Here is a 26,716-nt window from a genome sequence, read left to right as displayed (position 1 = left end):
CAGGAAAGCAAGCATGCAGCATGTCGAACTGGGCCGCAGCGGCCTGAAAGTCAGCCCCATCTGCCTGGGCACCATGACCTTTGGAGAGCAGGTGAACGAGGCGGATGCCCACCGCATCCTCAGCCGTGCGCTGGAGCGTGGCGTGTATTTCTGGGACACGGCCGAGATGTATGCCGTGCCGGCGCGCGAAGCCACCTACGGTGCGACCGAGACCATTCTGGGCAACTGGTTCAAGGCCAACCCCGGCCAGCGCGACAAGGTGGTGCTGGCCAGCAAGGTGGCCGGGCCCTCGCGTGGCATGCCCTGGATCCGCGAAGGCACGGGCCTGAGCAGTGCCGACATCGTGGCCTCCTGCGAGGGCAGTCTGCGCCGTCTGCAGACCGATGTGATCGACCTCTACCAGATCCACTGGCCGGAGCGCCATGTGCCTGCCTTCGGCGCGCTGTACTACGAGCCGGCCAAGGACAACTCGGCCACCCCGATCCGCGAACAGCTGGAGACACTGGCCAAACTGGTGCAGCAGGGCAAGATCCGCCATGTGGGCCTGTCCAACGAAACGCCTTATGGCGTGCACGAGTTTGTGCGCCTGGCCGAGGAATATGGCCTGCCGCGCGTCGCCAGCGTGCAAAACCCCTACAGCCTGCTGAATCGCAGCTGGGAAAACGGCATGGACGAGAGCTGCGACCGCCTGGGTGTGGGTCTGCTGGCCTATTCGCCGCTGGGCGTGGGCCTGCTGTCCGGCAAGTACGACGCCATGGGCACGCAGGCACCGGATTCCCCGCAGGGCCGCATTGCCAAGTATGAATCGGTGCGCAAGCAGCGCTGGGGTCGCCCCGAGGTGCTGCCCGTGGCCCGCCTGTACAACGCACTGGCGCGCCAGCACGGCCTGACGCCGTCGCAGATGGCCCTGGCGTTCTGCTTCACCAAGTGGCAGGTGGCCAGCACCATCATTGGCGTGACCAGCCTGGCGCAGCTCGACGAAGACCTGGCGATCTGGGGCACGCAGCTGTCTGCGGAACTGCTGGCGCAGATCGATGCCATCCGCTGGCAGCACCGCGACCCGGCGCAGTGACAGGGCGCCGCGCCCGCTGAAGCGGCGCTGCTTGCCTTGCGTACTTGCGCACCTGCGCTGCAAGGGACAGGGCTGTGTGCCGTACGGTGCCCAGGGCCGGCTCCCCTGATTCCATCGGTCTTCCACGCGCTTGTCGGGCGTGTGGGAGGCGAGGCTATCCATTCAGAGAATATGGCAAAAAAAGACAAAGCCCATGTGAGCGAGACCCCGGCCACACAGTTGCTCAAGGCGCACAAGGTGGAGTTCACCGAGCACCCGTATGAGTACGTGGAGCATGGTGGCACCAGTGAATCGGCACGCCAGCTGGGGCTGGACGAGCATGCGGTGGTCAAGACCCTGGTGATGCAGGACCAGGATGCCAGACCGCTGCTGGTGCTGATGCATGGCGACTGCACCGTGTCCACCAAGAATCTGGCGCGCCAGATCGGCGCCAAGAGTGTCGAGCCCTGCAAGCCCGAAGTGGCCAACCGCCACAGCGGTTATCTGGTGGGCGGGACTTCGCCGTTTGGCACGCGCAAGGAGATGCCGGTCTATATCGAGTCCAGCATCCTGGATTTGCCGCGCATCGCCATCAACGGCGGGCGCCGTGGTTTCCTGGTGCAGATCGCCCCCCGGGTTTGTGTGGAGCTGCTGGACGCCAAGCCGGTGCAGTGCGCGCTGGCACAATAAGCGCTTCGCGGACCGGCCCTGGCCGGCCCCGCCAAAACCGGAAAAACAACAAATACCAGCCGCCTGCCTTGGAGGGCAGGCAAGGATTTCTCTCTTGAACGCATTGCTTCCCTCCCTGGCCACCGTGCTTGCCTACCTGATCGGTTCGCTGTCGTTTGCCGTCATCGTCAGCCGCGCTTTCGGCCTCAGTGACCCGCGCACCTATGGCAGCGGCAACCCCGGCGCCACCAATGTGCTGCGCTCGGGCAGCAAGAAGGCGGCGGCCGTGACGCTGTTGCTGGATGCGCTCAAGGGCTTTGTGCCCGTGGTGCTGGTGAAATATGCCGGCCCACAGTTCGGGCTGGAAGAGGGCACGCTGGCGCTGGTGGCCATTGCGGCCTTCCTGGGCCATCTGTTCCCGGTGTTCTTCCAGTTCAAGGGCGGCAAGGGCGTGGCCACGGCGCTGGGTGTGCTGCTGGGCATCAGCGGCTGGCTGGGCCTGCTGGTGCTGCTGACCTGGCTGGCGGTGGCGGTCATCAGCCGCTACTCCTCGCTGTCGGCCCTGATCGCCTCCATTGCCGCGCCGGTGTACTACGTGCTGCTGGACGGCAGCCTGTGGTCGGCAGAAAAGCCGCTGCTGGCCGCCATCATCGCCATGTCGGCCCTGCTGCTGTGGCGCCATGCGCAGAACATCGGCCGCCTGCTCAAGGGCCAGGAAAGCAAGATCGGCAGCAAGAAAGACAAGGCCGCAGCCGCCAAGGGCAAGGCCGCCAAGCACTGAGCCTGGCCTTCCACCACCCCACACCGAAGCCCTGCAGCCTGCGCTGCGGGGCTTTTTGCTGGTGGGGGCGTCGCGGGAATGCCGCGGTGCAGGCGGAGGGCGGTGGGCCAAACCTATAATCAAAGGTTGTTCCGTGCCGTAGCAAGCAATTCGGCTCCTGGCACACCGAAACCCCCATATCCATGAGCACTCCCACTTTCTCCGTTGCCGACATCCGGAAGACGTTTCTGGACTTTTTCGCATCCAAGGGCCACACCATCGTGGAATCGAGCCCGCTGGTGCCGGGCAACGACCCCACCTTGATGTTCACCAACTCCGGGATGGTCCAGTTCAAGGACGTGTTCCTGGGCACGGACAAGCGCCCCTACAACCGTGCGACCAGCGTGCAGACCTGCCTGCGCGCCGGCGGCAAGCACAACGACCTGGAGAACGTGGGCTACACCGCACGCCACCACACCTTCTTCGAGATGCTGGGCAACTGGTCGTTCGGTGATTACTTCAAGCGCGAGTCGCTGAAGTGGGCGTGGGAGCTGCTGACCGAGGTCTACAAGCTGCCGGCCGACAAGCTGCTGGCCACCGTGTACGCCGAGGACGATGAGGCCTACGACATCTGGACCAAGGAGATCGGCCTGCCGCCCGAGCGCGTGATCCGCATCGGCGACAACAAGGGCGGCCGCTACAAGTCCGACAACTTCTGGATGATGGCCGACACCGGTCCCTGCGGTCCCTGCTCGGAAATCTTCTACGACCACGGTGCGCACATTGCCGGCGGTCCTCCCGGTTCGCCCGATGAAGACGGCGACCGTTTCATTGAAATCTGGAACAACGTGTTCATGCAGTTCGACATGGACGAGCAGGGCAACGTCAAGCCGCTGCCTGCGCCCTGCGTGGACACCGGCATGGGCCTGGAGCGTCTGGCGGCCATCCTGCAGCATGTGCACAGCAACTACGAGATCGACCTGTTCCAGCACCTGATCAAGGCGGCCGGCCGCGAGACCCATACCGCCGATCTGGAAAACCCCTCGCTGAAGGTGATTGCTGACCACATCCGTGCGACCGCCTTCCTGGTGGCCGACGGCGTGATCCCTTCCAACGAAGGCCGTGGCTATGTGCAGCGCCGCATCGTGCGCCGCGCCATCCGCCACGGGTACAAGCTGGGCCAGAAGACCCCGTTCTTCCACAAGCTGGTCAAGGACCTGGTCGCCACCATGGGCGATGCCTATCCCAAGATCCGCGAACAGGAAGCCCGCATCACCGAGGTGCTGAAGGTCGAGGAAGAGCGTTTCTTCGAGACCCTGGCCCACGGCATGGAAATCCTGGACAGCGCACTGGCTGGCGGCACCCAGGTGCTGCCTGGTGATGTGGCCTTCAAGTTGCACGACACCTATGGCTTCCCGCTGGACCTGTCCAACGACGTGGCGCGCGAGCGTGGCCTGTCGGTGGACGAGGCCGGCTTCCACGCGGCCATGGAGCAGCAGAAGAACCAGGCCCGTGCGGCCGGCAAGTTCAAGATGGACCGTGCGCTGGAGTACACCGGCGCTGCCAACACCTTCACCGGCTACGACAAGCTGGCCGAGCCGGCCACGATCGTGGCCCTCTACGCCGATGGCGTCAGCGTGAACGAGCTCCAGTCCGGTCAGTCCGGCGTGGTGGTGCTGGACACCACCCCGTTCTACGCCGAATCCGGCGGCCAGGTGGGCGACCAGGGCGTGATCGCCGCTGGCGACGCACGCTTTGCCGTGGAAGACACGCAAAAGATCAAGGCCGATGTGTTTGGTCACCATGGCCAGCTGGCAGCCGGCAGCCTGAAGGTGGGCGACGCCGTGCAGGCACAGGTGGACACCCAGCTGCGCGCAGCCACGGTGCGCAACCACTCGGCCACCCACCTCATGCACAAGGCCCTGCGCGAAGTGCTGGGCAGCCACGTGCAGCAAAAGGGCTCGCTGGTCAACGCCGAGCGCACCCGTTTCGACTTTGCACACAACGCGCCGGTGACGGCCGAGCAGATCCGCGAGATCGAAGCCCGCGTGAATGCCGAGGTACTGGCCAACAGCGCCACCGATGCCCGCGTGATGGACATCGAAAGCGCCCAGAAGACCGGCGCCATGATGCTGTTCGGCGAGAAGTACGGTGAAACCGTGCGCGTGCTGGACATCGGTACCAGCCGCGAGCTGTGCGGCGGCACCCACGTGCACCGCACGGGCGACATCGGCCTGTTCAAGGTGGTGGGCGAATCGGGTGTGGCTGCTGGCGTGCGCCGTATCGAAGCGGTGACGGGCGAGAATGCGCTGGCCTATCTGCAGTCGCTGGAATCCACCGTGGACCAGGCTGCGGCGGCCTTCAAGGCGCCCGCTGCCGAGCTGACCCACCGCATCGGCGGTGCGCTGGAGCAGATCAAGGCGCTGGAAAAGGAAATCGCCGCCCTCAAGGGCAAGCTGGCTTCCAGCCAGGGCGATGAACTGGCCACGCAGGCCGTCGAAATCAACGGCGTGAAGGTGCTGGCGGCCAAGCTCGATGGCGCCGACGCCAAGACCCTGCGCGACACCATGGACAAGCTCAAGGACAAGCTGGGTGCGGCCGTGATCGTGCTGGCGGCCGTGGACGGCGACAAGGTGCAGCTGGCTGCCGGTGTGACCAAGGCCGAAACCGCCAAGGTCAAGGCTGGCGAGCTGGTGAACTTTGTGGCCCAGCAAGTAGGCGGCAAAGGCGGCGGCAAGCCCGACATGGCGATGGCCGGTGGCTCGGACGCAGCGGCAGTGCCGGCCGCTCTGGCCTCGGTACAGGCCTGGGTGTCCGAGCGTCTGTAAAACATCGTCGCTGCGGCAGCGGAAAACCATGTTTTCCGGCCATGCATGAAAAAGCCCGCCATGCGCGGGCTTTTTTTCGTTATCGTTCTGGGTTTTGCTGTGACGGCCCGGGGTGAGGCTGCACGCGCCAGGAAACTCCACGATGCGATTGATTGCCCGCCTTGCGCTGGGATGTAGTAAGACACAGGACTGTCTGCGCCAGTGCGGGAGCTGGGCCGCTTTGCGTGCCATGACGACATGCCTGGCATTGCTGCTGGGTGTCGCGACGGGGGCGGCGGCGCAGCGCGTGACCTTCATCAACCCGGGAAAGAGCAGCGAGGGCTACTGGGTGACGGTGTCGCAGGTGATGCAACAGTCGGCACGCAGCCTGGGCATGGAGCTGGAGATCCTCTATGCCGAGCGCAATCGCCTGATGCCGATCACGCTGGCCAAGGAAATCGCACAGCGGCCGGCGCGCAGCAAGCCGGACTACCTGGTGGTCACCAACGACTACAGCGTGGGCCCCGAAATCCTGCGCTCGCTGGAAGGTGCCGGGATTCCGGTGTTCATGGTGTTCAGCGGCATCCCGGAGGATCTGCATGCCCAGACCGGCCGCCCGCGCGAGCGCTATCCGTTCTGGCTGGGCAGCATGGAGCCGCGTGCGGAAGATGCGGGCTATATGACCGCCCGGGCGCTGATCCAGAAAGCGCGCACCATGCCGCAACTGCGCGGCGCTGACGGCAAGCTGCACTTCATCGCGGTGGCCGGAGACCGCTCCACCACCGCCTCGGCGGCACGGAACAGGGGCATGCTGCGTGCGGTGCAGGAAGCCAAGGAGGTGGTGTTCACCCAGCAGGTCTATGGCGAGTGGCTGCGCGAGCGGGCGCACGAGCAGGCCAAGGTGCTGTACCAGCGCTATCCCGATGCCCGCCTGGTCTGGGCCGGCAGCGACCAGATGGCTTTTGGCGCCATGGAGGCCTGGCGGCAGCAAGGCGGCATGCCTGGCAAGGATGCCTTGTTCAGCGCCATCAACACCTCGCAGGAGGCCCTGGATGCCCGCAGGCGTGGGGAGCTGACGGCGCTTGCCGGCGGCCACTTCCTGGCGGGTGCCTGGGCGTTGGTGATGCTCTACGACCATTTCCGGGGCATCGACTTCGCCTCCGAGGGGCTGGAGCTGCATTACCCCATGTTCATGCTGCTGAATGAAGCCAATATTCCGGCCTTCGAGTCACGTTTTGCACAGGTGCAGACGCGTGTGGACTTCAAGGCCTTCAGCAAGTTTCACCAGCCGAAATTGAAGCGCTACGACTTCGACATCGGCCGTTTGCTGCGCTAGCCCGCGGCCTCTTCATGTCGTCTGCAGACACCACGCGCTTTCGCTCCATTTCCACGCTGCTGATCCAGCGCATTGTCTGGCTGTCGCTGGGCTGCATGCTGGCGCTGGGCGGGCTGCATGCCTGGATCGAGTTCCGGCATGAACAGGCCAGCTTCGAGCGGTCCATGCGCCTGCTGGCGGACAACAGCATGCGCAACCTGTCGATGGCACTGTGGGACATCGATCCCAGGGCCGTGCGTGAACAGGTCGACTGGATGGGCGCACTGCCGGAGGTGGCCCAGGTGCAGGTGCAGGCGCTGGCCACGGGCGAGACCTTCAGCAGCGGCCGGAATGTGCGGGACGTGCCGGCCACCGTGACGGTGCAGATCATGCCGCCGGACGGACAGGCGATTGCACTGGGGGTGCTGGAGATCTGGGCCGACCCGCAGTACTTTCTGTCCACCATGGCGCAGTCCACGCTGCGCGTGACCTTTGGCTATGCGCTGTTCACGCTGCTGATCTGCGTGATGGTGGCCTGGGTGCTGGGGCGCGAGCTGCGCCAACCGTTGTCCCAGATTGCGCGCTTTGCCGCCGGGCTCAAACCCAACGCGCTGAGCAAGCCGCTGCAGCTGCAGCGCCCGCAGCGCGCGCAGTCCGATGAGATTGACCTGGTGGTCCAGGGCTTTTTGCAGCTGCAGGGGGACGTGCGCAGCCACATCGACAATCTGGACGGGTTGGTGGCCGATCGCACCCAAAAGCTGGAAGTGCTGGTGGATGAGGTCAAGCGCCTGTCACTGACCGATGCCTTGACGGGCTGTTTCAACCGCCGCGCACTGGATGAGCGCCTGCCGTCCGAGCTGGAGCGCAGCCTGCGCTATGGCCGGCCGCTGTCGCTGGTGTTTGTGGACATCGACCATTTCAAGGCCATCAACGACCAGCATGGCCACGGCGTGGGGGACATCGTGCTGCGGGAAGTGGCGTTGCGCCTGCAGACGCATCTGCGCAGCCAGGTGGACTGGGTGGCGCGCTATGGGGGCGAGGAGTTTCTGCTGGTGATGCCGGAAACCACGGCCCGCGAGGCGCTGGAATCGGCGCAGCGGCTGGCCGATTTTGTGCGTACCGACCCTGTGTGGGCGCAAGGCGTGGCGCTGCAGGTGACAGCCAGCTTCGGCATTGCCCAGCTGCGTGGCCGTGAGACGCTGTGCAGCCTGCTGGAGCGGGCCGACAGCATGCTCTACCAGGCCAAGGCCGATGGCCGCAACTGCATCCGCATGGCGTTGTAAGTTGTTGCCCAGCGCATGGTGCTGCTGGAAAAGCAGCAGATTGAAAGCAGTGGGTGGGCGTTCCAGGAGGCTGCGGGGCGAGGCTAGAAAAGCTCGACGTCGTCGTGTGCCACCTGGTGGCCCAGGGCGCCTTCGGCCACCAGGCTCTCGTAGTGGCAGACCTGGTTGCGGCCGTGCTGCTTGGCGTAGTACAGGGCCTGGTCGGACTGTCCCAGGATTTCCACCGGCGAGCACAGGCGTGTGCTGGTAAAGCCCAGGCTGACGGTGATCTGGCCCAGCTGCGGGAAAGCGTGGGATTCCACGGTCTTGCGAAAACGCTCGAACACCTGGTGCGCTTCCTTCAGCGAGGCGGCGCGCAGCAGGATCACGAACTCTTCACCGCCAAAGCGGAAGATGCGGTCCTGGGTGCGGAACGAGGCGCGCAGCAGATTGGCCACCAGGATCAGCACCTCGTCGCCGAACAGGTGGCCGAAGCGGTCGTTGACCTGCTTGAAGTGGTCGATGTCCACCACCGCCAGCCACTGCTGGGGAACCTCGTCGCTCAGGCTGTGCGGCGCAGCGGCGACGCTGGCATTGGCTTCCAGGCTGGCAAAGCGGATGAACTGCTCGTCAAAGGTCTTGCGGTTGAGCAGGCCGGTCAGTGCATCGCGTTCGCTGTAGTCCAGCAGGCTCTGGTAGTTCTGGTAGACGCGGAAGATGCCTTGCAGCACCTCGATGCGTTGGGTGCTGAAAGGGCGGGACTGGGTGATCTCGAGGCAGGTGCGCGCCTTGTTGTGCATCCACACCGGCAGCCACAGCACATGGTGGTGGGGACCGTCGCTGTGGCGGGCACTGCTGCGGGCCTGCTGGATGCACTCGGCCAGCGGTGGCAGCGTGTGCAGGGGCTGGCCACGCTGGTCGCTGGAGGCTTCGCAGTCGGAAGACAGGATCTCGCCGTCCTGCAGCCAGGTGCGGGGGCGGATCAGGGTGCCTTCGGCCTGCTCGGACAACTCCAGCGCGCGCACATTGGTCACGTGGGGCAGCTGCTGCATGGTGGAGAGTACCGACACTTCCAACCGCACATGATCGCGGTGGCCGGTCATCTCAACCAGGTTCTGAAGAATTTGCATGCTGCCTTGTCGGACTCAATGAACTGGGGGGGCTATACGCGGCGGAAAACGACGTCCCACACGCCATGGCCCAGACGCAGGCCGCGGTTTTCGAACTTGGTCAGCGGGCGGTAGTCGGGTTGCGGCGCATAGCCTTCGGCAGTGTTGCGCAGCAAAGGTTCGGCGTCCAGCACTTCCAGCATCTGTTCCGCATAAGGCTGCCAGTCTGTGGCGCAATGGATATAGCCACCGACTTTCAGACGAGCGGTCAACTTGGCCACAAAAGCGCTCTGGATCAGACGCCGCTTGTTGTGTTTCTTCTTGTGCCAGGGGTCCGGGAAGAAGATGTGGATGCCGTCCAGGCAGCCTTCGGGCAGCATCTGCTCCAGCACTTCCACCGCATCGTGCTGGAGGATGCGGATGTTGGTGATGTCGTGCTCGCCAATGCGCTTGAGCAAGGCGCCCACGCCAGGCTCGTGCACTTCGCAGCACAGGAAGTTGTCATCCGGGCGGACACGGGCGATGTGTGCCGTGGCTTCGCCCATGCCAAAGCCGATTTCCAGAATCAGTGGCGCGGTGCGGCCAAAGGCGGCCTGCGCGTCCAGCGGGGCGTTCTGGTAGTTCAGCAGATAGCGGGGGCCCAGGTCTTCAAACGCCTTGGCCTGGCCGGTGGTCACACGGCCGGTGCGGCGGACGAAGCTGCGGATGGTCTTGGGGTGGAGCACACCGGCAGGCGCCTGGCCTTGCGGGGTGGGGGCTGCATCAGGGGCAGCGGGGGTATGAGGAGTATCGGTCACGGGCCGCATTGTAAAAGCCCTGCCAATTCAGGACCCATGTGTGCAAGGCGTCCGGGATTGTCGCGGGGCTCTCCACGGGCGACAAGCCCAGTACAGAGGCGGCTTGATATAGCGCAAACAATGGGTCGCTGAGATCCAGTGGTGTGGCGCCATGCTGCTTGGAGAGTTTTTCTCCATCGGGCATCAGCACCAGTGGCGTGTGCAGATAGGCCGGTGTCGGCACGCCCAGGGCATGCTGCAGCAGCATCTGGCGGGGGGTGTTGTCGGTCAGGTCTTCGCCGCGCACCACATGGGTGATGCCCTGCAGCGCATCGTCCACCACCACGGCCAGCTGGTAGGCATACAGGCCGTCGGCGCGCTGCAGGATGAAGTCGCCCACGGCCTCGGCGGGATGCTGGGTTTGCAGGCCCAGCCGCCGGTCCTGCCAGCGCAGGCAGCCATCTTCCAGTGCAAAGCCGGCCGGTGTAGCCCCGGCCGCCTGCCTCGCAGGCCAGTTCCGCACATATTCATCGAGCCGGAAGCGCCAGCTGCGTGCCGGTTTGCCGTGCAGGCCGTGGCGGCAGGTGCCGGGATAGGGGCGCTCCACATGGCGCACATGGACCACGCCCTGGGCCGCCCAGGCGGCTTCCAGGTCACGGCGTCCGCAGCCGCAGGGATAGGCCAGGTCGCTGTGTCGCAGCTGCTCCAGCGCGGCGGCGTAGTGCGCCTGGCGCTGCGATTGCCAGACCGGAGGGGCGTCGGGATACAGGCCGCACTGGGCCAGCTGCTGCAGGATGTACTGATCGGCCCCGGGTTGGCAGCGTGGTGGATCGATGTCTTCGATGCGCACCAGCCAGGTGCCGCCATGGGCGCGGGCATCCAGCCAGCTGGCCAGGGCGGCGACCAGCGAGCCCTTGTGCAGCGGGCCGGTGGGGGAGGGTGCAAAACGGCCGCAGTAGGGAGCGGCCGTGGTGGGCAAGGAGGCCGCAGCAGCGGCCGAAGGTGGGCAGGCAGAGTCAGGCATGTGCGGGCACAGGCCTGGCAGGCGGCACCATCACAGGGTGCCGGCCCGCAGGCCGCAGGAGATCAGGCTGGATTGTCCACCTGATCGGCAATGGCCAGCGCCAGATCCAGGCCGGAGAGGAATGCGTCTTCGACGCGCATGCCCACGCACCAATCGCCGCAGACGCCGAACTGCTCGTGCGAGTCCCAGGCAAACGACTGGCCCAGCGGGGTGCTGGTGCGGGCGTGGGGCCACAGACGCACATCCATGTGGCTGGGCTGCACGCGGATGCCCGTCACTTCGGTGAAAGCCTTGTGCAGCTTGGCCAACACGCGGGCCGGGCTGTCATTCTGGTGCTTGAGCGACCATTCGGCGCTAGCGTGCACGGTCCAGCGTTCCTTGAGCGAGCGGCCGGGCTTGGACGATTCGCGCGCCAGCCAGGCAATGCGGTGGTGGGTGCTGCTGGCCACGTTCCAGTCCGGGCCCAGTGTGGTCACGCCGGGCTGCATGGCCTGGGGGAAGGACAGCATCATGGTCCAGCAGGGCTCCATTTCCACTTCCGACAGCGGCAGGGTCAGCGGGCTTTGCACGCCGCTGCCGCGCAGCAGCAGGGTGGCTGCCGGCGCGGGGATGGCCAGCACCACGGCGTCGAAGCCGGCATAGACATTGGGGGCGTCATCCGGGCTGGAGACGCGCAGCTGCCATTGGTCCGGGTGCAGGCGGTCGCGTTCCAGGGCCTGCACCTGGGTGCGGGTGTGCAGCATGCCATGGCGCTCCAGCGGGGCGGCCCAGGTGCGCACCAGATCGCCCATGCCGGGGCAGGCCACCCAGTGGTGTTCCTTGCCATTGGGGCGGGCGACTTTCTTGCCGGTTTCGTCCAGCACCACGATGGTGGTGGCGCTCCAGGGGCGGCACAGGCCCGGTACGGTCACGTCCAGTGCCTGGGCAAAGCGTGGGTCGCGCACGGTGAAGAACTGCACGCCGGCATCGAAGCTGCCGTTGGCGGTGTCGACATGGCCCATGCGGCCGCCGGCCTGGGCTTCCTGTTCGAAGACCGACACGCGAAAGCCGGCCTGCACCAGGGTGCGGGCGCAGGCAGTGCCGGCCATGCCGGCGCCGATGATGGCGATGTGATAGGGGCGGGAGGGAGCGGGCAGAGGGGTGTCGTAGGCTGCGTTGCGCGGCATGGAGAGTCTCCGTTATGGGTATGGGGTGCGCGGCGCTGGGCGTGCACTCCGGTTCACACTCTACACTGCATCCGACCCGCCGCCGGGCAGGTGGGGGTGCCGTGAATGGGCCAGCAGGGCGTTGCGGGTGGTGGGGCTTTCCAGCTGTTCCAGCCACCACTGCAGGGCCCGGCCGGGGCGGGTGTGCGCCGAAGGTGTCCACGCATAGCGCAGCCGCATATTACGCGTGGGGCGGGCAACGTCCTTGACGCGGAGCAAGCCGGCTGCAACATAGGGCGCGACCATGCTGTCGGGCAGAAAGCCGCAGCCCAGGCCGCGGATCTGCGCCTCGATCTTGGCGGGCATGCTGCCCACCGTGAGGGTGTCCTGCCCGCCGAGCAGGCCCACGCTGGCAGCGTCGCGCACGCCGGAGTCCGCCACCACGATCAGCCGGTGGGCCAGTAGGGTTTCGTCGTCGATGGGTTCGGCGGCATTGGCCAGCGGATGGTGGGGTGCCACGGCAAAGCGGAAGATCATGTCGCCCAGATCACGGGTCTGCAGACTGGCGGTGTCACTGGACTGCACGCTCACGCCGATGGCCAGGTCGGCGCGGCCAGAGGTGAGGGTCTCCAGCGTCCCGGACAGAATGCCTTCCACCAGCTTCAGGCGCGTCGGAGGGTGCAGGGCGTAAAAGGCTTCGACCAGGTCCAGCAGGGTGGCACGGTGGATCACGCCGTCGACCACGATGGTCAGCTGCGGTTCCCAGCCGGTGGCCACGCGCTTGACGCGGTGGGCTACGGCGTCCATGTCCTGCAGCAGGCGGTCGGCTTCCTGCAGCAGGGCCTGGCCGGCTTCGGTGGGCTGGGCCTGGCGCGAGCGGCGGTCGAACAGCAGCACATCCAGCGCCTCTTCCATCTGGCGCACGCGGTAGGTCAGGGCGCTGGGGACCAGGCCCAGGGTGCGCGCGGCGGCGGCAAAGCTGCCGGTGTCGGCAATCACCTGCAGCATGGACAGACTGTCGGGGGTGAGCACGTCGCGGGGTTGGGGCATGGCAGTGCAGGATGCAAAAGATTTGAATGATGCCATCAAACCCATGTTGCCCCCTGCAACAGCCCCCGCCCTACAGTACATCCATGGGTTGCACAACAGCGCGCAGCCCGCCATTCACACAAGGAGCACCGCGATGATCCGCATCCACAAATCCGCCGACCGGGGCCACGCCGACCATGGCTGGCTGGTGTCCCAGCACAGCTTTTCCTTCGCCAGCTACTACGATCCGGCCCACATGGGCTGGGGCAATCTGCGCGTCATCAATGAAGACCGCATCGCTCCCGGCACCGGCTTCGGCTCCCATGGTCACCGTGACATGGAAATCGTCAGCTATGTGATGTCGGGCCAGCTCTCGCACAAGGACAGCATGGGCAACGAGCAGGTGATTGCGCCGGGCGAGGTCCAGCGCATGACTGCCGGCAGTGGGGTGGTGCACAGCGAGCACAACCACGCTGCCGGCCAGACCACGCATTTCCTGCAGATCTGGCTGCTGCCGCTGCGCCAGGGCATGGAGCCCGGCTACGAGCAAAAGCGCTTCACCAATGCAGAGAAAACCAATATCCTGCGCCTGGTGGCATCGCCTGAAGGCACCGAGAACTCCGTGCAGCTCAACGCCGATGCCCGTATCTACGCCACGCTGATGGACGGTTCCACCGCACTGCACCAGGCCCTGGATGCACAGCGCAAGGCCTATGTGTTTGTCGTTTCGGGCGCGGTGTCCATCAATGGACAAAAGCTGACAAGTGGGGATGCTGCGCTTATCGAGAATGAATCCAGTCTCACGCTGGACCAGGCCAGCCAGGCCGAGGTCTTGGTGTTTGATCTGGCCGCCTGATTGGTACAACTAGGAGCACGCAACATGATGTGGAATTCTTCTCAGAACGTCTTTGCGCTGGTCGGGCGCATCCTGATGGCTTTTCTGTTCATCCCGGCCGGATTCGGCAAGATCAGCGGCTTTGCCGGGGCTGTGGGCTATGCCGGGGCCATGGGCATGCCGATGCCCACGGTGGCCGTCGGCATCGGTCTGCTGATCGAGCTGGTGGGGGGCATCGCCCTGCTGCTGGGCTGGGGCACACGCTGGGCGGCCCTGGTGCTGGCGTTCTTTACGCTGGTGGCCAGCTTTTTCTTCCATGCCTACTGGGGGCTGCCGGCCGATCAGGCAGGCATGCAACAACTGCTGTTCAACAAGAACGTGGCAGTGGTGGGTGGGCTGCTGGCCTTCGCCGCCTTCGGTGCGGGCGCCTTCAGTGTGGATGGCCGTCGCCGTACCCTGTAAGCTGTGCTGCGCAATGCCGCCTTGCGGCGGTGTTGCCCACTTTCCAAAGGCGCCCACTGGGCGCCTTTTTTGTTGTGCGGGCGGCAGCACTCCAGGCGTGCTGATGGGTGCTGATGGGCAATGGACTGGTGGCCGGGGCGCATGGTCTGCCGCAGAGCCGCCATGCAGAGCCGGCCTGCACGCGATTTCGGGCGGTGGTGCTGGCGCCGCCGCGGGCAGTTTGGCATGCCGCGCCGCCCAAGGGTTGTGACGTGCTTTCAAGCCTGCTGCAATAAAAAAACGGTGCAGATAACTGCACCGTTGTTCTTGAGCGCTGGGGCTGGAGGCCGCTCAGGCGTACTCCACCGGGGTCAGCATGGTCTTGATCTTGTTGGCCAACTGGGCCACGGCCAGGGCTGCCGGGCAGCCAGGCATGCTGTGCAGCAGCAACTGGCGGCGCATTACCGATTCACGCACGGCCTTGTCGGCGGGAATGTCGCCCATGTGGATCAGGCGCATGGGGTTGCCGGATTCCGTGCTGACAAAGCGGTTGAGCACCTGTTGCAGCTGGCCAGTGATGGCGCGGCCGTCACCGGGGCGTGCGGCCTGGTTGATCACCAGGCGCATGTTGTGGCGCTTTTGCTGGGTGGTCAGCACCTTGATGGCGGCGTAGGCATCGGTCAACGAGGTGGGTTCGGGCGTGGCCACGATCAGCACTTCGGAGGCCAGCGACACGGAGAACAGCACCACGTCGGAAATGCCGGCGCCGGTGTCGAGCAGCACCACGTCGTAGCGGGGTGCCAGCGTGTCGATCACATGCATCAGCTGGTTGCGGATCTCCGGGGTCAGGCGGGAATATTCCACCATGCCGGAGCCGGCCAGCAGCACCGAGAAGCCACCGGGCGCGGTGATCACCGCTTCGTCCAGCGTGGCTTTCCCGGTGAACACATCGTGCAGCGTGACCTTGGGGTAGAGGTTCAGCACCACGTCCAGATTGGCCAGACCGAGGTCGGCATCCAGTACCAGCACACGCAGGCCGTGGCGGGTGAGGGCTGCCGCCAGGTTGGCGGAGACAAAGGTTTTCCCGACGCCACCCTTGCCACTGGTGATGGCAATGATGTGCGCACGCGAACCACGCGAAGACGGTACATGCGTGGACTGGGCAGTGGCTAACGGGGAAGGGGGGGACAGCACGTCGCTCATCTTATTGCTTTCAGTTGACGCTGCCGGCAGGCTCATCCACGGCGTTCCACGCCGCGGCATCTTCGGATACATCCGCCCAAGTGGACGGCATGTGGGTCAAAGGCCCAAATAGTAAGCTTTTTTCTTCTGCAGAAACGGTACTGTCCGGTTGTTCTTCGATATGCACGCAGTTGCGACCGCCACTTTTGGAGCGGTAGAGCTGTTGGTCCGCACGTTCCAGCCACAGTTTGCGGGTGCTGCGGATCCATTGGAGCGCGAAAGCGCCGCCAACACTCACAGTGACCTGCAGCTCCTGGGTGGGGGAAATGGGCACGCGCACGGCTTCGACCGCCCGGCGGATGCGTTCGGCCACCGATTTGCCGAACGCGGCATGGCAGGCCGGCAGGACGATGGCGAATTCCTCGCCACCAAAGCGCACCAGGGTGTCCATGGGGCGCACGCTGTCGGCCAGCACGCGGCTCACGGCTTGCAGCACCTGGTCGCCAGCCACGTGGCCATGGGCATCGTTGATGTTTTTGAAGTGGTCGATGTCCAGCATCAGCAGCAGGGCTGCTTCGCCCGAACGGGCCACCCGGTCCAGTTCACAGTCGATGACCGTGAAAAGCTGGCGGCGGTTGGACAGACCGGTGAGTGGATCTTTGAGCGACAGCTCGCACAGACCATCAATGAGGGCCTGCAGATAGCGAGCAGGCTCAGCGTCTGCAGGCAGCTGGCCGGCACCTACCAGTGCGCGCGCAGCTTCCAATTGCAGATCCTGCAGGGACACCATGGGGAAAGCCTTAGATCCAGTCACGAAAATTGTTCGAAAGTGTGACGGGAGTGTATCAGCCTCGCGCATACCCTGGCGGCACCGACGTTTTTGGCGTCGGAGTTGAAGGGGCCAGGGACGAGAGAGCTTGGGCATCGGTTCGGTACAGCACCAGGTCATCGCCGGGCACCAGTGCTCCGGCACGTACCAGTATCTGTTCCACGGGGAGTTTCATTCCCCCGATATGCAGGGCAATTCCCTGCTTTTGCAAGGACCGCCGCAGGCGCACGAACATTTCGACGCCTGTCACGTCGATGCGGTTGATGGGCAAGGCGGCCAGATACAGGATGCGGATGTCCGGGCGCTGTGCCAGCTGGTCGGTGATGTGGCGCTCCAGCGACTGTGCGGAGGCGAAATCCAGCTCGGCATCCATGCGCAGGGCCAGCACCTCCGGGGCGATGGCGGGCAATTGCCAGAGGTGGCGGTCGCGCAGGCTGCCGTCGGGGTGGGGTGCCACTTCGATGATGCGGGGGTGCAGGCGCTGGTACAGAAAATAGCCCAGGCTCAGCACAATGCCGGCAAACACCCCCCAGTACATCTGCGGTGCGGTCAGCAGCGTCAGCAGCAGGGTGGCCAGGGCAATGCAGCCTTCCACCCTGGAGATCTGGAACAGGTAGAGGATGGCCCGGGGCTTGATCAGGTTGACCACGGCCGTGATGACGATGGCCGCCAGCGCGGCCTGCGGCACATGGTAGAGCGCGGGAATGAACCACAGCACCACCACCACCACCAGCAGGATGGCAAAGAGGTTGGAGTAGCCGGTCTTGGCGCCGGCCAGCAGATTGACGGCCGAGCGCGAGAACGATGCGCTGGTGGCAAAGCTGCCGAACAAGCCGGCGCTGATCTTGGACAGGCCCTGGGCGATCAGGTCCTGGTTCTCGTTCCAGCGGGTGCCTGCCTGCTGGTGCTCGACCTGGGCGCTGGACGCGGTTTCCAGGAAGCTGACCAGCGAGATCACCAGCACCGGCAGGATCAGCGCGCTGAATTCCTCCCAACTGAGCATGCCGGGCCATGTGAGCTGCGGCAGGCCGCTGGGCAGATGGCCCACCACATCGCCACCGGCATCGGCATACCCCGTGGCCCAACTGACGATGCCGGTGAGGGCGATGATGACAATCGCCGACGGAAAGGCCGCGCGCCAGCGCTTGGCCAGCACCAGCAGCGCAATGCTGCCCACGCCATAGGCAATGGCGTGTCCATCAAAGTGCTGGAGCGAGGGTGTGTTCCAGACGGCACTCCAGGTGCTGCGCAGGCCCAGCACCGCTGGCAGCTGGGAAGCCAGGATCAGCAGCGCAGCCGCCTGGGTGAAGCCGGTCAGCACCGGGGCGGTGACCAGGTTGAGCAGCCAGCCGGCACGCACCAGCCCCAGTGCGGCCTGCACCAGACCGGCCAGGATGGCCATCCAGGCTGCCAGCAGCACCCAGTGGGCGGATCCGGGCTCGGCCAGCCCTGTCAGTGAAGCACCGATCAACAGCGCACTCAGGGCGGTGGGGCCGACGCCCAGCCGGGGAGAGCCGCTGAACAGCACCGCGACCAAAGCCGGGACAATGGAGGCATAGATGCCGGTGATCAGCGGCATGCCTGCCAGCGCAGCGTAGGCCACGCCCTGGGGAAGCAGCATCAGCCCGACCGTCAGGCCGGCCCAGAACTCCCCTTGCAGCAACGCGGCGGTGGGCCGGGGCCAGGCCAGAAAAGGGAAGTAGCGGGCGAGAGAGGTCAGCATGGCCCGATTGTGCGTGGTTTCACAGCAAAGCGCTGATGCGCGCTCGACAGGAGCGCAGTTGCTGCTATGGAATTGGATAGCACCATCCATCGGTTTTGTAGGTGTTTGTCCTACTCGCTGCTGAGAGTGCGCCTCACTCCATGCCATGTGGTAACCACGTAGAGTAGGCTGGCATGGCCTTGCGCCATTCCGATGAACTGTCAGAACGAAGGAGCAGACACCGTGAATAAATCGACCCAACGCATTGTGCAGATCATTGCCGTTTCGGCCCTGGCCTTTGGCCTAGCGGCCTGCAACAAGGCTGCTGACGAGGGGCAGACCGCAGGCCAGAAGCTCGACAGCGCCATCGCCAACACCGAAAAGGCGGCAGACAACGCGGCGGCCAATGCCTCCGCTGCCGCCACCAATGCCGCCGATGCGGCCAAGGACGCCGCCAAGGAAGCTGGCAATGCCATGGTCTCGGCAGCCGACTCGGCTTCGATCACGGCCGCAGTGAATGCGGGCCTGATCAAGGACTCCGAGCTGAGCGCCATCAAGATCAATGTGGACACCAAGGACGGTGTGGTCACGCTGACGGGCGAAGCGCCCAACCAGGCGGCCAAGGACCGCGCCGGTGACATCGCCAAGGCGGTGCAGGGGGTGAGTTCGGTGGCCAACAACCTGACCGTGAAGGCGGGTTGAGCCGGCTCTGCCTTGCCCCTGCTGTACCGGCATGCCGGTGCAGCCACAAAAAAAGCTGCGATGCGTCGCAGCTTTTTTTTATTGGCCAAACCCAGTTCAGCCCAGCCGCCATGGCCGGGCGGCTGGCAAGGGCGTGGTTAAAGCTCTTCGACGCGGCGTGCGGGGTAGCTGTCCCAGCTCTGGCAGCCGGGGCAATGCCAGAAATGGGTGCGGGCTTCAAAGCCGCAGGCGGCACAGCGATAGCGCAGCAGCGGTTTGCTGGCATGGTCCAGCGCTTTTTGCACGGCGGGGTGGAACTGTTCCTGCTCCAGCTTTTCGCCTGCCAGCCACTTGGTGGCCGCGACCAGCGAGGGTTCGCGGGACAGATGCTGCACATACCAGCTGCGGGCGTCGGCCTGGGCTTCGCTGTCTTGGGGCGATGCGGGGGCTGCCCCCAGCGCGACCAAGGCGTCCAGCAGGTCCAGCGACGGTGTCTGCTGGTAGTGCTGGCGCAGCAGGGCTGCGGCATCGGTGGTGTGGTTGCTGGCAGCCGCCACTTCCAGCAGCAGCGGCGCGGCCAGTGGCAGGCCCTGCGGTGTTTCGCGCGACAGCGTGACCAGGGACTGGAAGGCGTCCTCGGAGCGTTGCAGGCGGTGCAGCACCTTGGCCAGTTCGATGCGTGGGCGGATGGACTGGGGGGCGATGGCCACGGCTTCATGGAGTAGGTCCATGGCGGGCTCCAGCTGGGCGTGGGCGGCTTTTTCGCTGGCTTGCTCGCACAGGTAATGGGCCAGGCGGGCGCTGAAGTCGCCCTGGTTGGCGGTCTGCATGCGGCGGGCAATGTCCGCAGCCAGCGGCCAGTCGCGTGAGCGTTCATAGATGGCCAGCAGCGCCAGGCGGGATTCGGTCTCGTAGGGCGTGCCTTCCAGGCGGCGCAGGGCTTCTTCGGCACGGTCCAGCAGGCCGGCTTTCAGAAAGTCCTGGGCCAGACCGTGCTGGGCACGTTCGCGGTCGGAGGCGCTCAGGTCTGCCCGTGACAGCAGGTGCTCGTGCACGCGCACGGCGCGGTTGTATTCGCCACGGCGACGGAACAGATTGCCCAGTGCAAAGTGCAGCTCGGTGGTGTCGGGGTCGTTCTGCACGGCCTCGATGAAGGCATCGATGGCTTTGTCCTGCTGCTCGTTGAGCAGGAAGTTCAGGCCTTTGAAATAGGCCTTGGGTGCCTGGCGGTTTTCCGCGCGGATCTGGCGCAGGTCCAGGCGCGAAGCCAGCCAGCCCAGGATGAAGGCCAGTGGCAGGCCCAGCAGGATCCAGCTGAGGTCAAATTCCATGGATGCTCGAGGAAATGGTGTCGGAAGAGGTCACAGGTGCTGGCGTCTCGGCATTGGTGGGCGCCGGGGCTGGTTTTTGGGCGTGGGCCGCAGCCTTGCGGTGCTTCCACCAGCGCGGCACCATGCCGAGCACCCCGGCAATCAGGCCCAGGCCGAAGGCAGACAGTACTACCAGGACCAGAGGGGCCCGCCATTGCGTGCCAAAGAAGAAATGCACCGTGACTTCTTGCTGGTTGTTCAGCGCGAAGGCGAAGAGGGTGAAAAAAATGGCTGCCTTGAGCAGCCACAACAGGTATTTCATGCGCGCCCTTGTAGTGACGCTCTGATTCTAGAACCTTCGCTGCGCTTTTTGAGCCAGCGCAGCATGCGGATGCAAGGGCTCAGGCCTTGCGTTGCAGGAGGGTAGCGGTGTCGCTAGTGGCCACGGGCACGGGATGGTCCACATCTTCGCGCAGCGCCTTGCCGGGCTTGAAATGGGGAACGCGCTTGGCGGGAATCTGCACGGCTTCGCCGCTGCGGGGATTGCGGCCCAGGCGGGGGGGGCGGCGGGTGACAGAGAAGCTGCCAAAACCGCGGATCTCAATGCGCTGGCCACGCACCAGGGCGTCGCTCACGGCGTCCAGGATGGTTTTCACGGCCAGTTCGGCATCGCGCTGGGTCAGCTGATCGAAGCGGGCGGCCAGTTCCTCGACGAGGTCAGATCGGGTCATCGCACAAAAGTGAGGCTAGGGTGAAAAGCGCAGCGGGCGCCGAGAGAGCGCCCGCTGCTTGCGAATCCTCAGTGTTAGCGCAGGGCTAACACTGTGGGATTACTTGTCGGCGTCCAGCTTGGCGCGCAGCAGAGCGCCCAGGCTGGTGGTGCCGGCGTTTTCCTTGGAGGATTGGGCCGACAGGGAAGCCATGGCTTCTTGCTGTTCAGCTTGGTCCTTTTGCTTGATGGACAGCTGGATGTTGCGGGTCTTGCGATCCACGTTCACCACCACGGCGGTCACTTCGTCGCCTTCCTTCAGCACGGAACGGGCATCTTCCACGCGATCGCGGGAGAGTTCGGACACGCGCAGGTAGCCGATGATGTCTTCGCCCAGATCGATTTCAGCGCCACGTTGGTCCACGGTCTTGACCTTGCCGGTCACGATCTGGCCCTTGTCGTTCACGGTCACGAAGGTCGTGAAAGGATCGCTGTCCAGTTGCTTGATGCCCAGGGAGATGCGCTCGCGCTCCACGTCCACGGCCAGCACGATGGCTTCGACTTCCTGGCCCTTCTTGTAGTTACGAACAGCGGCTTCGCCGGTTTCGTTCCAGGACAGGTCGGACAGGTGCACCAGGCCGTCGATACCGGCAGCCAGACCCACGAACACGCCGAAGTCGGTGATGGACTTGATGGGGCCCTTCACGCGGTCGCCGCGCTTGGTGTTCTGAGCGAATTCTTGCCAGGGGTTGGCCTTGCATTGCTTCATGCCCAGGGAGATGCGACGCTTGTCTTCGTCGATTTCCAGAACCATGACTTCCACTTCGTCACCCAGGGTGACCAGCTTGGAAGGAGCAATGTTCTTGTTGGTCCAGTCCATTTCGGACACGTGCACCAGACCTTCGATACCGGGTTCCAGTTCCACGAACGCGCCGTAGTCGGCAATGTTCGTGACCTTGCCGAACAGACGGGTGGCCGAAGGATAACGGCGCGACACGCCCATCCATGGATCGTCGCCCATTTGCTTCAGGCCCAGGGACACGCGGTTCTTTTCGGTGTCGAACTTCAGGATCTTGGCAGTGATTTCCTGGCCGGCAGTCACCACTTCCGAAGGGTGACGCACGCGGCGCCATGCCATGTCGGTGATGTGCAGCAGACCGTCGATGCCGCCCAGGTCAACGAACGCACCGTATTCGGTGATGTTCTTGACCACGCCTTGCACGATGGCGCCTTCCTTCAGGGTTTCCATCAGCTTGGCGCGTTCTTCGCCCATGGAGGCTTCGACCACAGCGCGGCGCGACAGCACCACGTTGTTGCGCTTGCGATCCAGCTTGATGACCTTGAATTCCAGGGTCTTGTTTTCGTAGGGAGTCAGGTCCTTGATGGGACGGGTGTCGATCAGCGAACCGGGCAGGAAAGCGCGGATGCCGTTGACCAGAACGGTCAGGCCGCCCTTGACCTTGCCGGAGGTGGTGCCGGTCACGAATTCGCCGGATTCCAGCGCCTTTTCCAGCGACAGCCAGGAAGCCAGACGCTTGGCGGTGTCGCGCGACAGGATGGTGTCGCCGTAGCCGTTTTCGATGGAGCCGATGGCCACGGACACGAAGTCACCCACTTGGACTTCGACTTCGCCCTGGTCGTTCTTGAACTCGTCCAGAGGCACGTAGGCTTCCGACTTCAGGCCAGCGTTCACCACCACGAAATTGTGCTCAACGCGCACGACTTCAGCGGTAATGACTTCGCCAGGACGCATTTCGGTGCGTGTCAACGACTCTTCAAAAAGGGCTGCAAAAGATTCAGACATGTAGTTCCTTGACTGCAGACAGGTTTCCGACGGCACCATTGCCGACGTTTTTATGGCTGTAAGCAGAGGCTTGCAGGTGTCACCCTGCGGGTTAAAAGGTTGCAAACCGCAGCACCAGTGCGCATGAAAAAGGCGCGAATGTGGTGTGCGGACCCAGTGCTCAGCCTTGTGCGGCGGGCGCAAAAGGCTGGCGCGCTGCCCACCAGTCCATCACCTGTTGTACGGCTTCTTCGGCCGTGCCGGTGGAATTGTCCAGTTGCAGCGCGTCTTCTGCGGGCTTGAGGGGGGCGGCTGCGCGATGCATGTCGCGCGCATCCCGGGCTTCAAGGTCCGCAAAAAGCGCCTGCATATTAGCAGGAAGTCCCTTGGAAATCAACTGCTTATACCTACGCTCGGCGCGGCATTGCACGCTGGCCGTGAGGTAGACCTTCAGCGGTGCGTGCGGGAAGATCACGGTGCCCATGTCGCGGCCGTCGGCCACCAGTCCGGGCAGGGCGCGAAAGGCGTGCTGCACGCCCACGAGGGCGCTGCGCACGGCCGGGAAGGCCGAGACCTTGGAGGCGTTCATGCCGGCTTCCTCGGTGCGGATGGCCAGGGAGACATCTTCACCGTTGACCAGCACGCGCTGGTCGGAGGTGAATTCCAGCTGCTGCGCGGCAATCAGTGCGGCAATGCGTTCGGCGTTGGTGGCTTCCAGTGCCATGCCGGCGCGGGTGGCCACCAGACCGGTGATGCGGTAGAGCGCGCCGGAATCCAGCAGCCGGTAGCCCAGGCGTTCTGCCACCTGGGCCGCCACCGTGCCTTTGCCGGAGCCGGAAGGGCCGTCTATGCAGATCACCGGAATCTGCTGTGCCGGGGTGTCGCACACGGCAAACAGCGATTCAAAGAAATCCGGGAAGGTCTTGCCCACGCACTGCGGGTCTTCGATGCGCACCGGCAGGCCGGCCGGATTGAAGGCGGCCAGTGCGAAGCACATGGCCACGCGGTGGTCGTCATAGGTGTGGATGCTGGCGGCTTTCCAACCGGTGGCACTGGCGGGCGGGGTGATGCGGATGTAGTCCGCGCCTTCCTCCACCGTGGCGCCCAGCTTGCGCAGCTCGCAGGCCATGGCGGCGATGCGGTCGGTTTCCTTGACGCGCCAGCTGGCGATATTGCGCAGCGTGGTCGTGCCATCGGCATACAGCGCCATCACGCCCAGCGTCATGGCGGCGTCGGGAATGTGGTTGCAGTCCAGATCGATGGCCTTCAGCGGCCAGGTGCCACGGCCGACCTGCAGCCAGTTGGGGCCGCTTTCCACCTGCGCGCCCATGGCCTGGGCGGCCTCCACAAAACGGATGTCGCCCTGGATGGAATCCTTGCCCACGCCCAGAATCCGCACGCCCGTTTGGCCTGGCGTGGCGGCTGCCAGGGCGCCGAGTGCGATGAAGTAGCTGGCGGACGAGGCGTCGGCCTCCACATGGATGGCGCCCGGCGACTGGTAGCGGCTGCCGGCGGGAATCACAAAGCGCTGCCAGTTCTCGTTGTGCACCTGGATGCCAAAACGCGCCAGCAGCTCCAGCGTGATGTGGATGTAGGGCTTGGAGATCAGTTCCCCCACCACCTCGATGGTGATGGCCTTGTCTGCAGCCTGCAGGGGCAGGGCCATCAGCAGCGCGGTCAGGAACTGGCTGGACACGTCACCGCGCACCTGGATGGGGGCATCACTCCAGGCGCTGAAATCCGGTTGGCCGATTTTCAGCGGCGGGAAGCCTGCGTCCTTGAGGTAGTCGATCTGGCAGCCCAGCTGGCGCAGCGCATCGACCAGGTCGCCGATCGGGCGCTCGTACATGCGGGGCACGCCCGTCATTTCAAAGTTGCCACCCAATACGGCCAGGGCCGCAGTCAGCGGGCGCATGGCGGTGCCGGCATTGCCCAGGAACAGGGTGGCCGCCGTGCCGGCGGGCAGCCGGCCGCCAATGCCGGTCACGGCAATTGGCTGGCCGGGGGTGACGGCATCGGGTGTGATGGTGCAGCCCAACTGCTTGAGTCCGGCCAGCATCACGCGGGTGTCGTCGGAATCCAGCAGGTCGTGGATAGTGGTTGTGCCCTGGCTCAGCGCGGCCAGCAGCAGTACGCGGTTGGAAATGCTTTTGGAGCCGGGCAGGCTGACGGTGCCGCCGGCCGTGGCCAGCGCGGGAAGGTCCAGGAATGCGGTGCGGTACATGCAGGAGGAATTATCAAAAATACAGTCAGGCCGGCGTGCGGGCCGCCGGGGGCTGACCCATGGTCCAGTGCAGGCGGGCATCGCTGGCGTGGGTCAGCAGGGCTTGCAGCGCCTGGTCGTCATCGGCCAGCATGGCCTGCTCCAACTGCTGCAGCGCCTGCTGGAAGTGGCGGGACTGGGCCAGCACTTCTTTTTTGTTGGCCAGCAGCACATCGCGCCACAGGCGGGGCTCGCCGCCAGCAATGCGGGTGAAGTCCCGAAAGCCGGGGCCGGCCAGCGACAGGAAGTGGGCCGCTTCCGGCTGGGCCAGCACGCCGTTCATCATGGCAAAGGCCAGCAGGTGCGGCAGGTGGCTGACGGCGGCGAACGCGGTGTCGTGTGTTTCCGGTGCCATGCGGGTCACGCGGCAACCCAGTGCCTTCCACAGTGCTTCGGCATGCTGCAACTGGGGCGCCAGGGTGTGCTCGGTGGGGGTCAGCACCACCAGGGCATTGCGGTACAGGTGGACGTCGGCGTGTTCGACGCCGGCCACTTCCTTGCCGGTAATGGGGTGGGCTGGCACAAAGCTGCCGAAGCTGTTGCCCAGTGCACTGCGCGCTGCGTGCACCACATCGGTCTTGGTGGAGCCCACGTCCATTACCAGCGTGCGGTGGGTGACCTGCTGCTGGATGGATTGGAGCGTGGCTTCGGTGGCAGCCACCGGCATGGCCAGCAGCACCAGATCGGCACCGGAGGCAGCCATGGCTGCGGTGGGGGCGATGTCATCGATCACGCCCATCTGGCGGGCGCGTTCGGTGGTGGAGGGGGATTTGCTGTAGCCGACTACGCGCTTCACCAGACCGGCTTCTTTCAGTGCCAGCGCAAACGAGCCGCCCATCAGGCCGCAGCCGATCAATCCCAGTTGTTCAAACATGCGGGCGTGTCCTCAGGCTGCAGCCACCGGGTAGGTGCCCAGCACCTTGTAGAAGGCGCTCAGGCTCTGCAGCTCGGCCAAGGCCTTGGCCATGTTGGGCTGGGCGGGGTGGCCTTCCAGGTCGATGTAGAAGTAGTACTCCCACTGGCCGGTGCGGGCCGGGCGCGATTCAAAACGCGTCATGGAGACGCCGTGCGTCTTCAGCGGAACCAGCAGATCGTGCACGGCGCCGGGGCGGTTGGGCACGGAAATCACGAGGCTGGTGCAGTCCTTGCCCGTGGGGGCCGGGGTGGCCAGGGTGTGTGGCAGGCAGATGACGGCAAAGCGCGTGCGGTTGTAGGCGTCGTCCTGGATGGCGTGGCTGACGATGTGCAGGCCAAACTGCTGTGCGGCGCGTTCGCTGCTGATGCCGGCCCAGCCGGGGTTCAGCGCCGCGAGCCGGGCGCCTTCGGCGTTGCTGTCGACCGGGCGGCGTTCGGCGTGGGGCAGGTGCTTGGATAGCCAGGCGTGGCACTGTGCCAGGGCCTGGGGGTGGGCCGCCACCACCTCGATGCCGTCGAGCGTGTTGCTGGAGCGCAGCAGGTTGTGGCGGATCAGCATGCTCACTTCGCCCACGATGTGGCAAGGCGAGTTGCGGAACATGTCCAGGGTGCGGTTGACCACGCCCTCGGTTGAGTTTTCCACGCCCACCACGCCGTACTGGGCGCTGCCGGCGGCGGTGGCATGGAACACTTCTTCAAAGGTGTTGCAGTACAGGAAGTCGGCGGCGCCGCCAAAGTACTGCACCGCGGCCTCTTCGCAGAAGGTGCCTTCGGGGCCGAGCACGGCCACACGCTGGGGCGATTCCAGCGCCAGGCAGGCGGACATGATTTCGCGCCAGATGGCGGCCACATGCGCACCCTTCAGCGGGCCGGGGTTGTGGGTCTTGATCTTTTCAATGACTTGGGCCACGCGGTCGGGGCGGAAGAAGGTGGAGCCTTCCAGCTTCTTCAGGTCACCCACTTGCTCGGCCACGCGCGCGCGCTGGTTGACCAGCTCCAGCAATTGCTTGTCCAGGCTGTCGATTTCGTTGCGCAGCTTCAGCAGCTCGGGGCTGGCTTGGGGTTCTGTGCTCATGGCATCCTCAAAATGCAAAAGCCGCCTGTACGCATGCAGGGAAC

At 65.0% G+C, this 26,716-nt stretch carries 24 protein-coding genes; 9 read left to right on the top strand and 15 right to left on the bottom strand.

From position 1 onward, the window contains the following. The first annotated feature begins 13 nt into the window (after positions 1–13). The 6 genes from KW830_RS06115 (at position 14) to KW830_RS06090 (ending at position 7,885) form a co-directional block, all read left to right on the top strand. Positions 14–1,072, top strand: a complete 1,059-nt coding sequence (locus KW830_RS06115; RefSeq protein ID WP_218332491.1) for an aldo/keto reductase — start codon at positions 14–16, stop codon at positions 1,070–1,072. A gap of 171 nt (positions 1,073–1,243) precedes the next feature. Then, entirely contained in the window at positions 1,244–1,741 is a 498-nt protein-coding gene (gene ybaK / locus KW830_RS06110; RefSeq protein WP_218332490.1) for a Cys-tRNA(Pro) deacylase, read from the top strand. Positions 1,742–1,835: 94 nt separating this feature from the next. Beyond that, complete coding sequence (plsY, locus tag KW830_RS06105) at positions 1,836–2,501, top strand: glycerol-3-phosphate 1-O-acyltransferase PlsY (RefSeq protein WP_066534563.1); 666 nt, start codon at positions 1,836–1,838, stop codon at positions 2,499–2,501. A 182-nt stretch (positions 2,502–2,683) separates the two neighbouring features. Continuing rightward, positions 2,684–5,308 (top strand): alanine--tRNA ligase, encoded by a 2,625-nt coding sequence (alaS, locus tag KW830_RS06100; protein WP_218332489.1) that lies wholly within the window; start codon positions 2,684–2,686, stop codon positions 5,306–5,308. Positions 5,309–5,537: 229 nt separating this feature from the next. Further along, entirely contained in the window at positions 5,538–6,623 is a 1,086-nt protein-coding gene (locus KW830_RS06095; RefSeq protein WP_218332488.1) for an ABC transporter substrate-binding protein, read from the top strand. 14 nt (positions 6,624–6,637) lie between these two features. Then, positions 6,638–7,885 (top strand): GGDEF domain-containing protein, encoded by a 1,248-nt coding sequence (locus KW830_RS06090; RefSeq protein ID WP_218332487.1) that lies wholly within the window; start codon positions 6,638–6,640, stop codon positions 7,883–7,885. Positions 7,886–7,968: 83 nt separating this feature from the next. On the opposite strand, the gene KW830_RS06085 is transcribed toward KW830_RS06090, so the two are convergent. The 5 genes from KW830_RS06085 to KW830_RS06065 form a co-directional block, all read right to left on the bottom strand. After that, a complete protein-coding gene (locus tag KW830_RS06085) occupies positions 7,969–8,994 on the bottom strand; it encodes a GGDEF domain-containing protein (RefSeq protein WP_066534553.1) in 1,026 nt (341 codons plus the stop codon). 32 nt (positions 8,995–9,026) lie between these two features. Continuing rightward, positions 9,027–9,779: a tRNA (guanosine(46)-N7)-methyltransferase TrmB gene (trmB, locus tag KW830_RS06080; protein ID WP_218332486.1), complete on the bottom strand. Its 753-nt coding sequence runs from the start codon at positions 9,777–9,779 to the stop codon at positions 9,027–9,029. Then, the gene (gluQRS, locus tag KW830_RS06075) at positions 9,736–10,773 is read right to left on the bottom strand and encodes a tRNA glutamyl-Q(34) synthetase GluQRS (protein WP_218332485.1); all 1,038 of its coding nucleotides are present in this window, start codon (positions 10,771–10,773) and stop codon (positions 9,736–9,738) included. Before gluQRS ends, trmB begins: the two co-directional genes overlap by 44 nt. Positions 10,774–10,835: 62 nt before the next feature. Further along, positions 10,836–11,939 carry an NAD(P)/FAD-dependent oxidoreductase gene (locus KW830_RS06070; protein ID WP_218332484.1) on the bottom strand — a complete coding sequence of 368 codons (1,104 nt, stop codon included), beginning with the start codon at positions 11,937–11,939 and terminating at the stop codon, positions 10,836–10,838. Positions 11,940–11,999: 60 nt separating this feature from the next. Beyond that, positions 12,000–12,968: a LysR family transcriptional regulator gene (locus KW830_RS06065; RefSeq protein ID WP_066534548.1), complete on the bottom strand. Its 969-nt coding sequence runs from the start codon at positions 12,966–12,968 to the stop codon at positions 12,000–12,002. A gap of 133 nt (positions 12,969–13,101) precedes the next feature. On the opposite strand from KW830_RS06065, the gene KW830_RS06060 reads away from it, so the two are divergent. Both KW830_RS06060 and KW830_RS06055 read left to right on the top strand, forming a co-directional pair. Then, a complete protein-coding gene (locus KW830_RS06060; protein WP_218332483.1) occupies positions 13,102–13,803 on the top strand; it encodes a pirin family protein in 702 nt (233 codons plus the stop codon). A 27-nt stretch (positions 13,804–13,830) separates the two neighbouring features. Beyond that, a complete protein-coding gene (locus KW830_RS06055; protein WP_218332647.1) occupies positions 13,831–14,244 on the top strand; it encodes a DoxX family protein in 414 nt (137 codons plus the stop codon). 330 nt (positions 14,245–14,574) lie between these two features. Here the strand turns inward: KW830_RS06055 and KW830_RS06050 are convergent, their stop codons facing one another. Genes KW830_RS06050 through KW830_RS06040 form a run of 3 tightly spaced genes read right to left on the bottom strand, consistent with a single transcriptional unit; the run spans position 14,575 to position 17,957 of the window. Further along, positions 14,575–15,426 carry a MinD/ParA family protein gene (locus tag KW830_RS06050; protein WP_115594675.1) on the bottom strand — a complete coding sequence of 284 codons (852 nt, stop codon included), beginning with the start codon at positions 15,424–15,426 and terminating at the stop codon, positions 14,575–14,577. A gap of 10 nt (positions 15,427–15,436) precedes the next feature. Continuing rightward, a complete protein-coding gene (locus KW830_RS06045) occupies positions 15,437–16,195 on the bottom strand; it encodes a GGDEF domain-containing protein (RefSeq protein ID WP_218332646.1) in 759 nt (252 codons plus the stop codon). 55 nt (positions 16,196–16,250) lie between these two features. Continuing rightward, a complete protein-coding gene (locus KW830_RS06040) occupies positions 16,251–17,957 on the bottom strand; it encodes a SulP family inorganic anion transporter (protein ID WP_218332482.1) in 1,707 nt (568 codons plus the stop codon). A gap of 192 nt (positions 17,958–18,149) precedes the next feature. Between KW830_RS06040 and KW830_RS06035 the strand changes: the two genes are divergently transcribed. Further along, complete coding sequence (locus KW830_RS06035) at positions 18,150–18,638, top strand: BON domain-containing protein (RefSeq protein WP_218332481.1); 489 nt, start codon at positions 18,150–18,152, stop codon at positions 18,636–18,638. A 137-nt stretch (positions 18,639–18,775) separates the two neighbouring features. On the opposite strand, the gene lapB is transcribed toward KW830_RS06035, so the two are convergent. From lapB to pheA, 7 genes are all read right to left on the bottom strand, one after another. Next, positions 18,776–19,948 carry a lipopolysaccharide assembly protein LapB gene (gene lapB, locus KW830_RS06030; protein ID WP_066534534.1) on the bottom strand — a complete coding sequence of 391 codons (1,173 nt, stop codon included), beginning with the start codon at positions 19,946–19,948 and terminating at the stop codon, positions 18,776–18,778. Next, on the bottom strand, positions 19,938–20,249 hold the full coding sequence (locus KW830_RS06025; RefSeq protein ID WP_218332480.1) for a lipopolysaccharide assembly LapA domain-containing protein: 312 nt from the start codon (positions 20,247–20,249) through the stop codon (positions 19,938–19,940). Before KW830_RS06025 ends, lapB begins: the two co-directional genes overlap by 11 nt. Positions 20,250–20,328: 79 nt before the next feature. Beyond that, positions 20,329–20,658 carry an integration host factor subunit beta gene (locus tag KW830_RS06020; protein ID WP_218332479.1) on the bottom strand — a complete coding sequence of 110 codons (330 nt, stop codon included), beginning with the start codon at positions 20,656–20,658 and terminating at the stop codon, positions 20,329–20,331. A gap of 99 nt (positions 20,659–20,757) precedes the next feature. Then, a complete protein-coding gene (gene rpsA, locus KW830_RS06015; protein ID WP_083520340.1) occupies positions 20,758–22,479 on the bottom strand; it encodes a 30S ribosomal protein S1 in 1,722 nt (573 codons plus the stop codon). A 121-nt stretch (positions 22,480–22,600) separates the two neighbouring features. Beyond that, a complete protein-coding gene (locus KW830_RS06010; RefSeq protein WP_218332478.1) occupies positions 22,601–24,643 on the bottom strand; it encodes a bifunctional 3-phosphoshikimate 1-carboxyvinyltransferase/cytidylate kinase in 2,043 nt (680 codons plus the stop codon). A 25-nt stretch (positions 24,644–24,668) separates the two neighbouring features. Next, positions 24,669–25,556 carry a prephenate dehydrogenase/arogenate dehydrogenase family protein gene (locus tag KW830_RS06005; protein WP_066534522.1) on the bottom strand — a complete coding sequence of 296 codons (888 nt, stop codon included), beginning with the start codon at positions 25,554–25,556 and terminating at the stop codon, positions 24,669–24,671. Between the two features lie 12 nt (positions 25,557–25,568). Next, a complete protein-coding gene (gene pheA / locus KW830_RS06000; RefSeq protein WP_066535995.1) occupies positions 25,569–26,672 on the bottom strand; it encodes a prephenate dehydratase in 1,104 nt (367 codons plus the stop codon). Between the last annotated feature and the right edge of the window lie 44 nt (positions 26,673–26,716).

It is taken from the genome of Comamonas sp. CMM03 (genome assembly GCF_019218715.1).
GTDB lineage: Bacteria > Pseudomonadota > Gammaproteobacteria > Burkholderiales > Burkholderiaceae_C > Comamonas > Comamonas terrigena.
The sequence above is the reverse complement of the archived record's forward strand: the minus strand, read 5'-3'. Positions and strand labels throughout refer to the sequence as shown.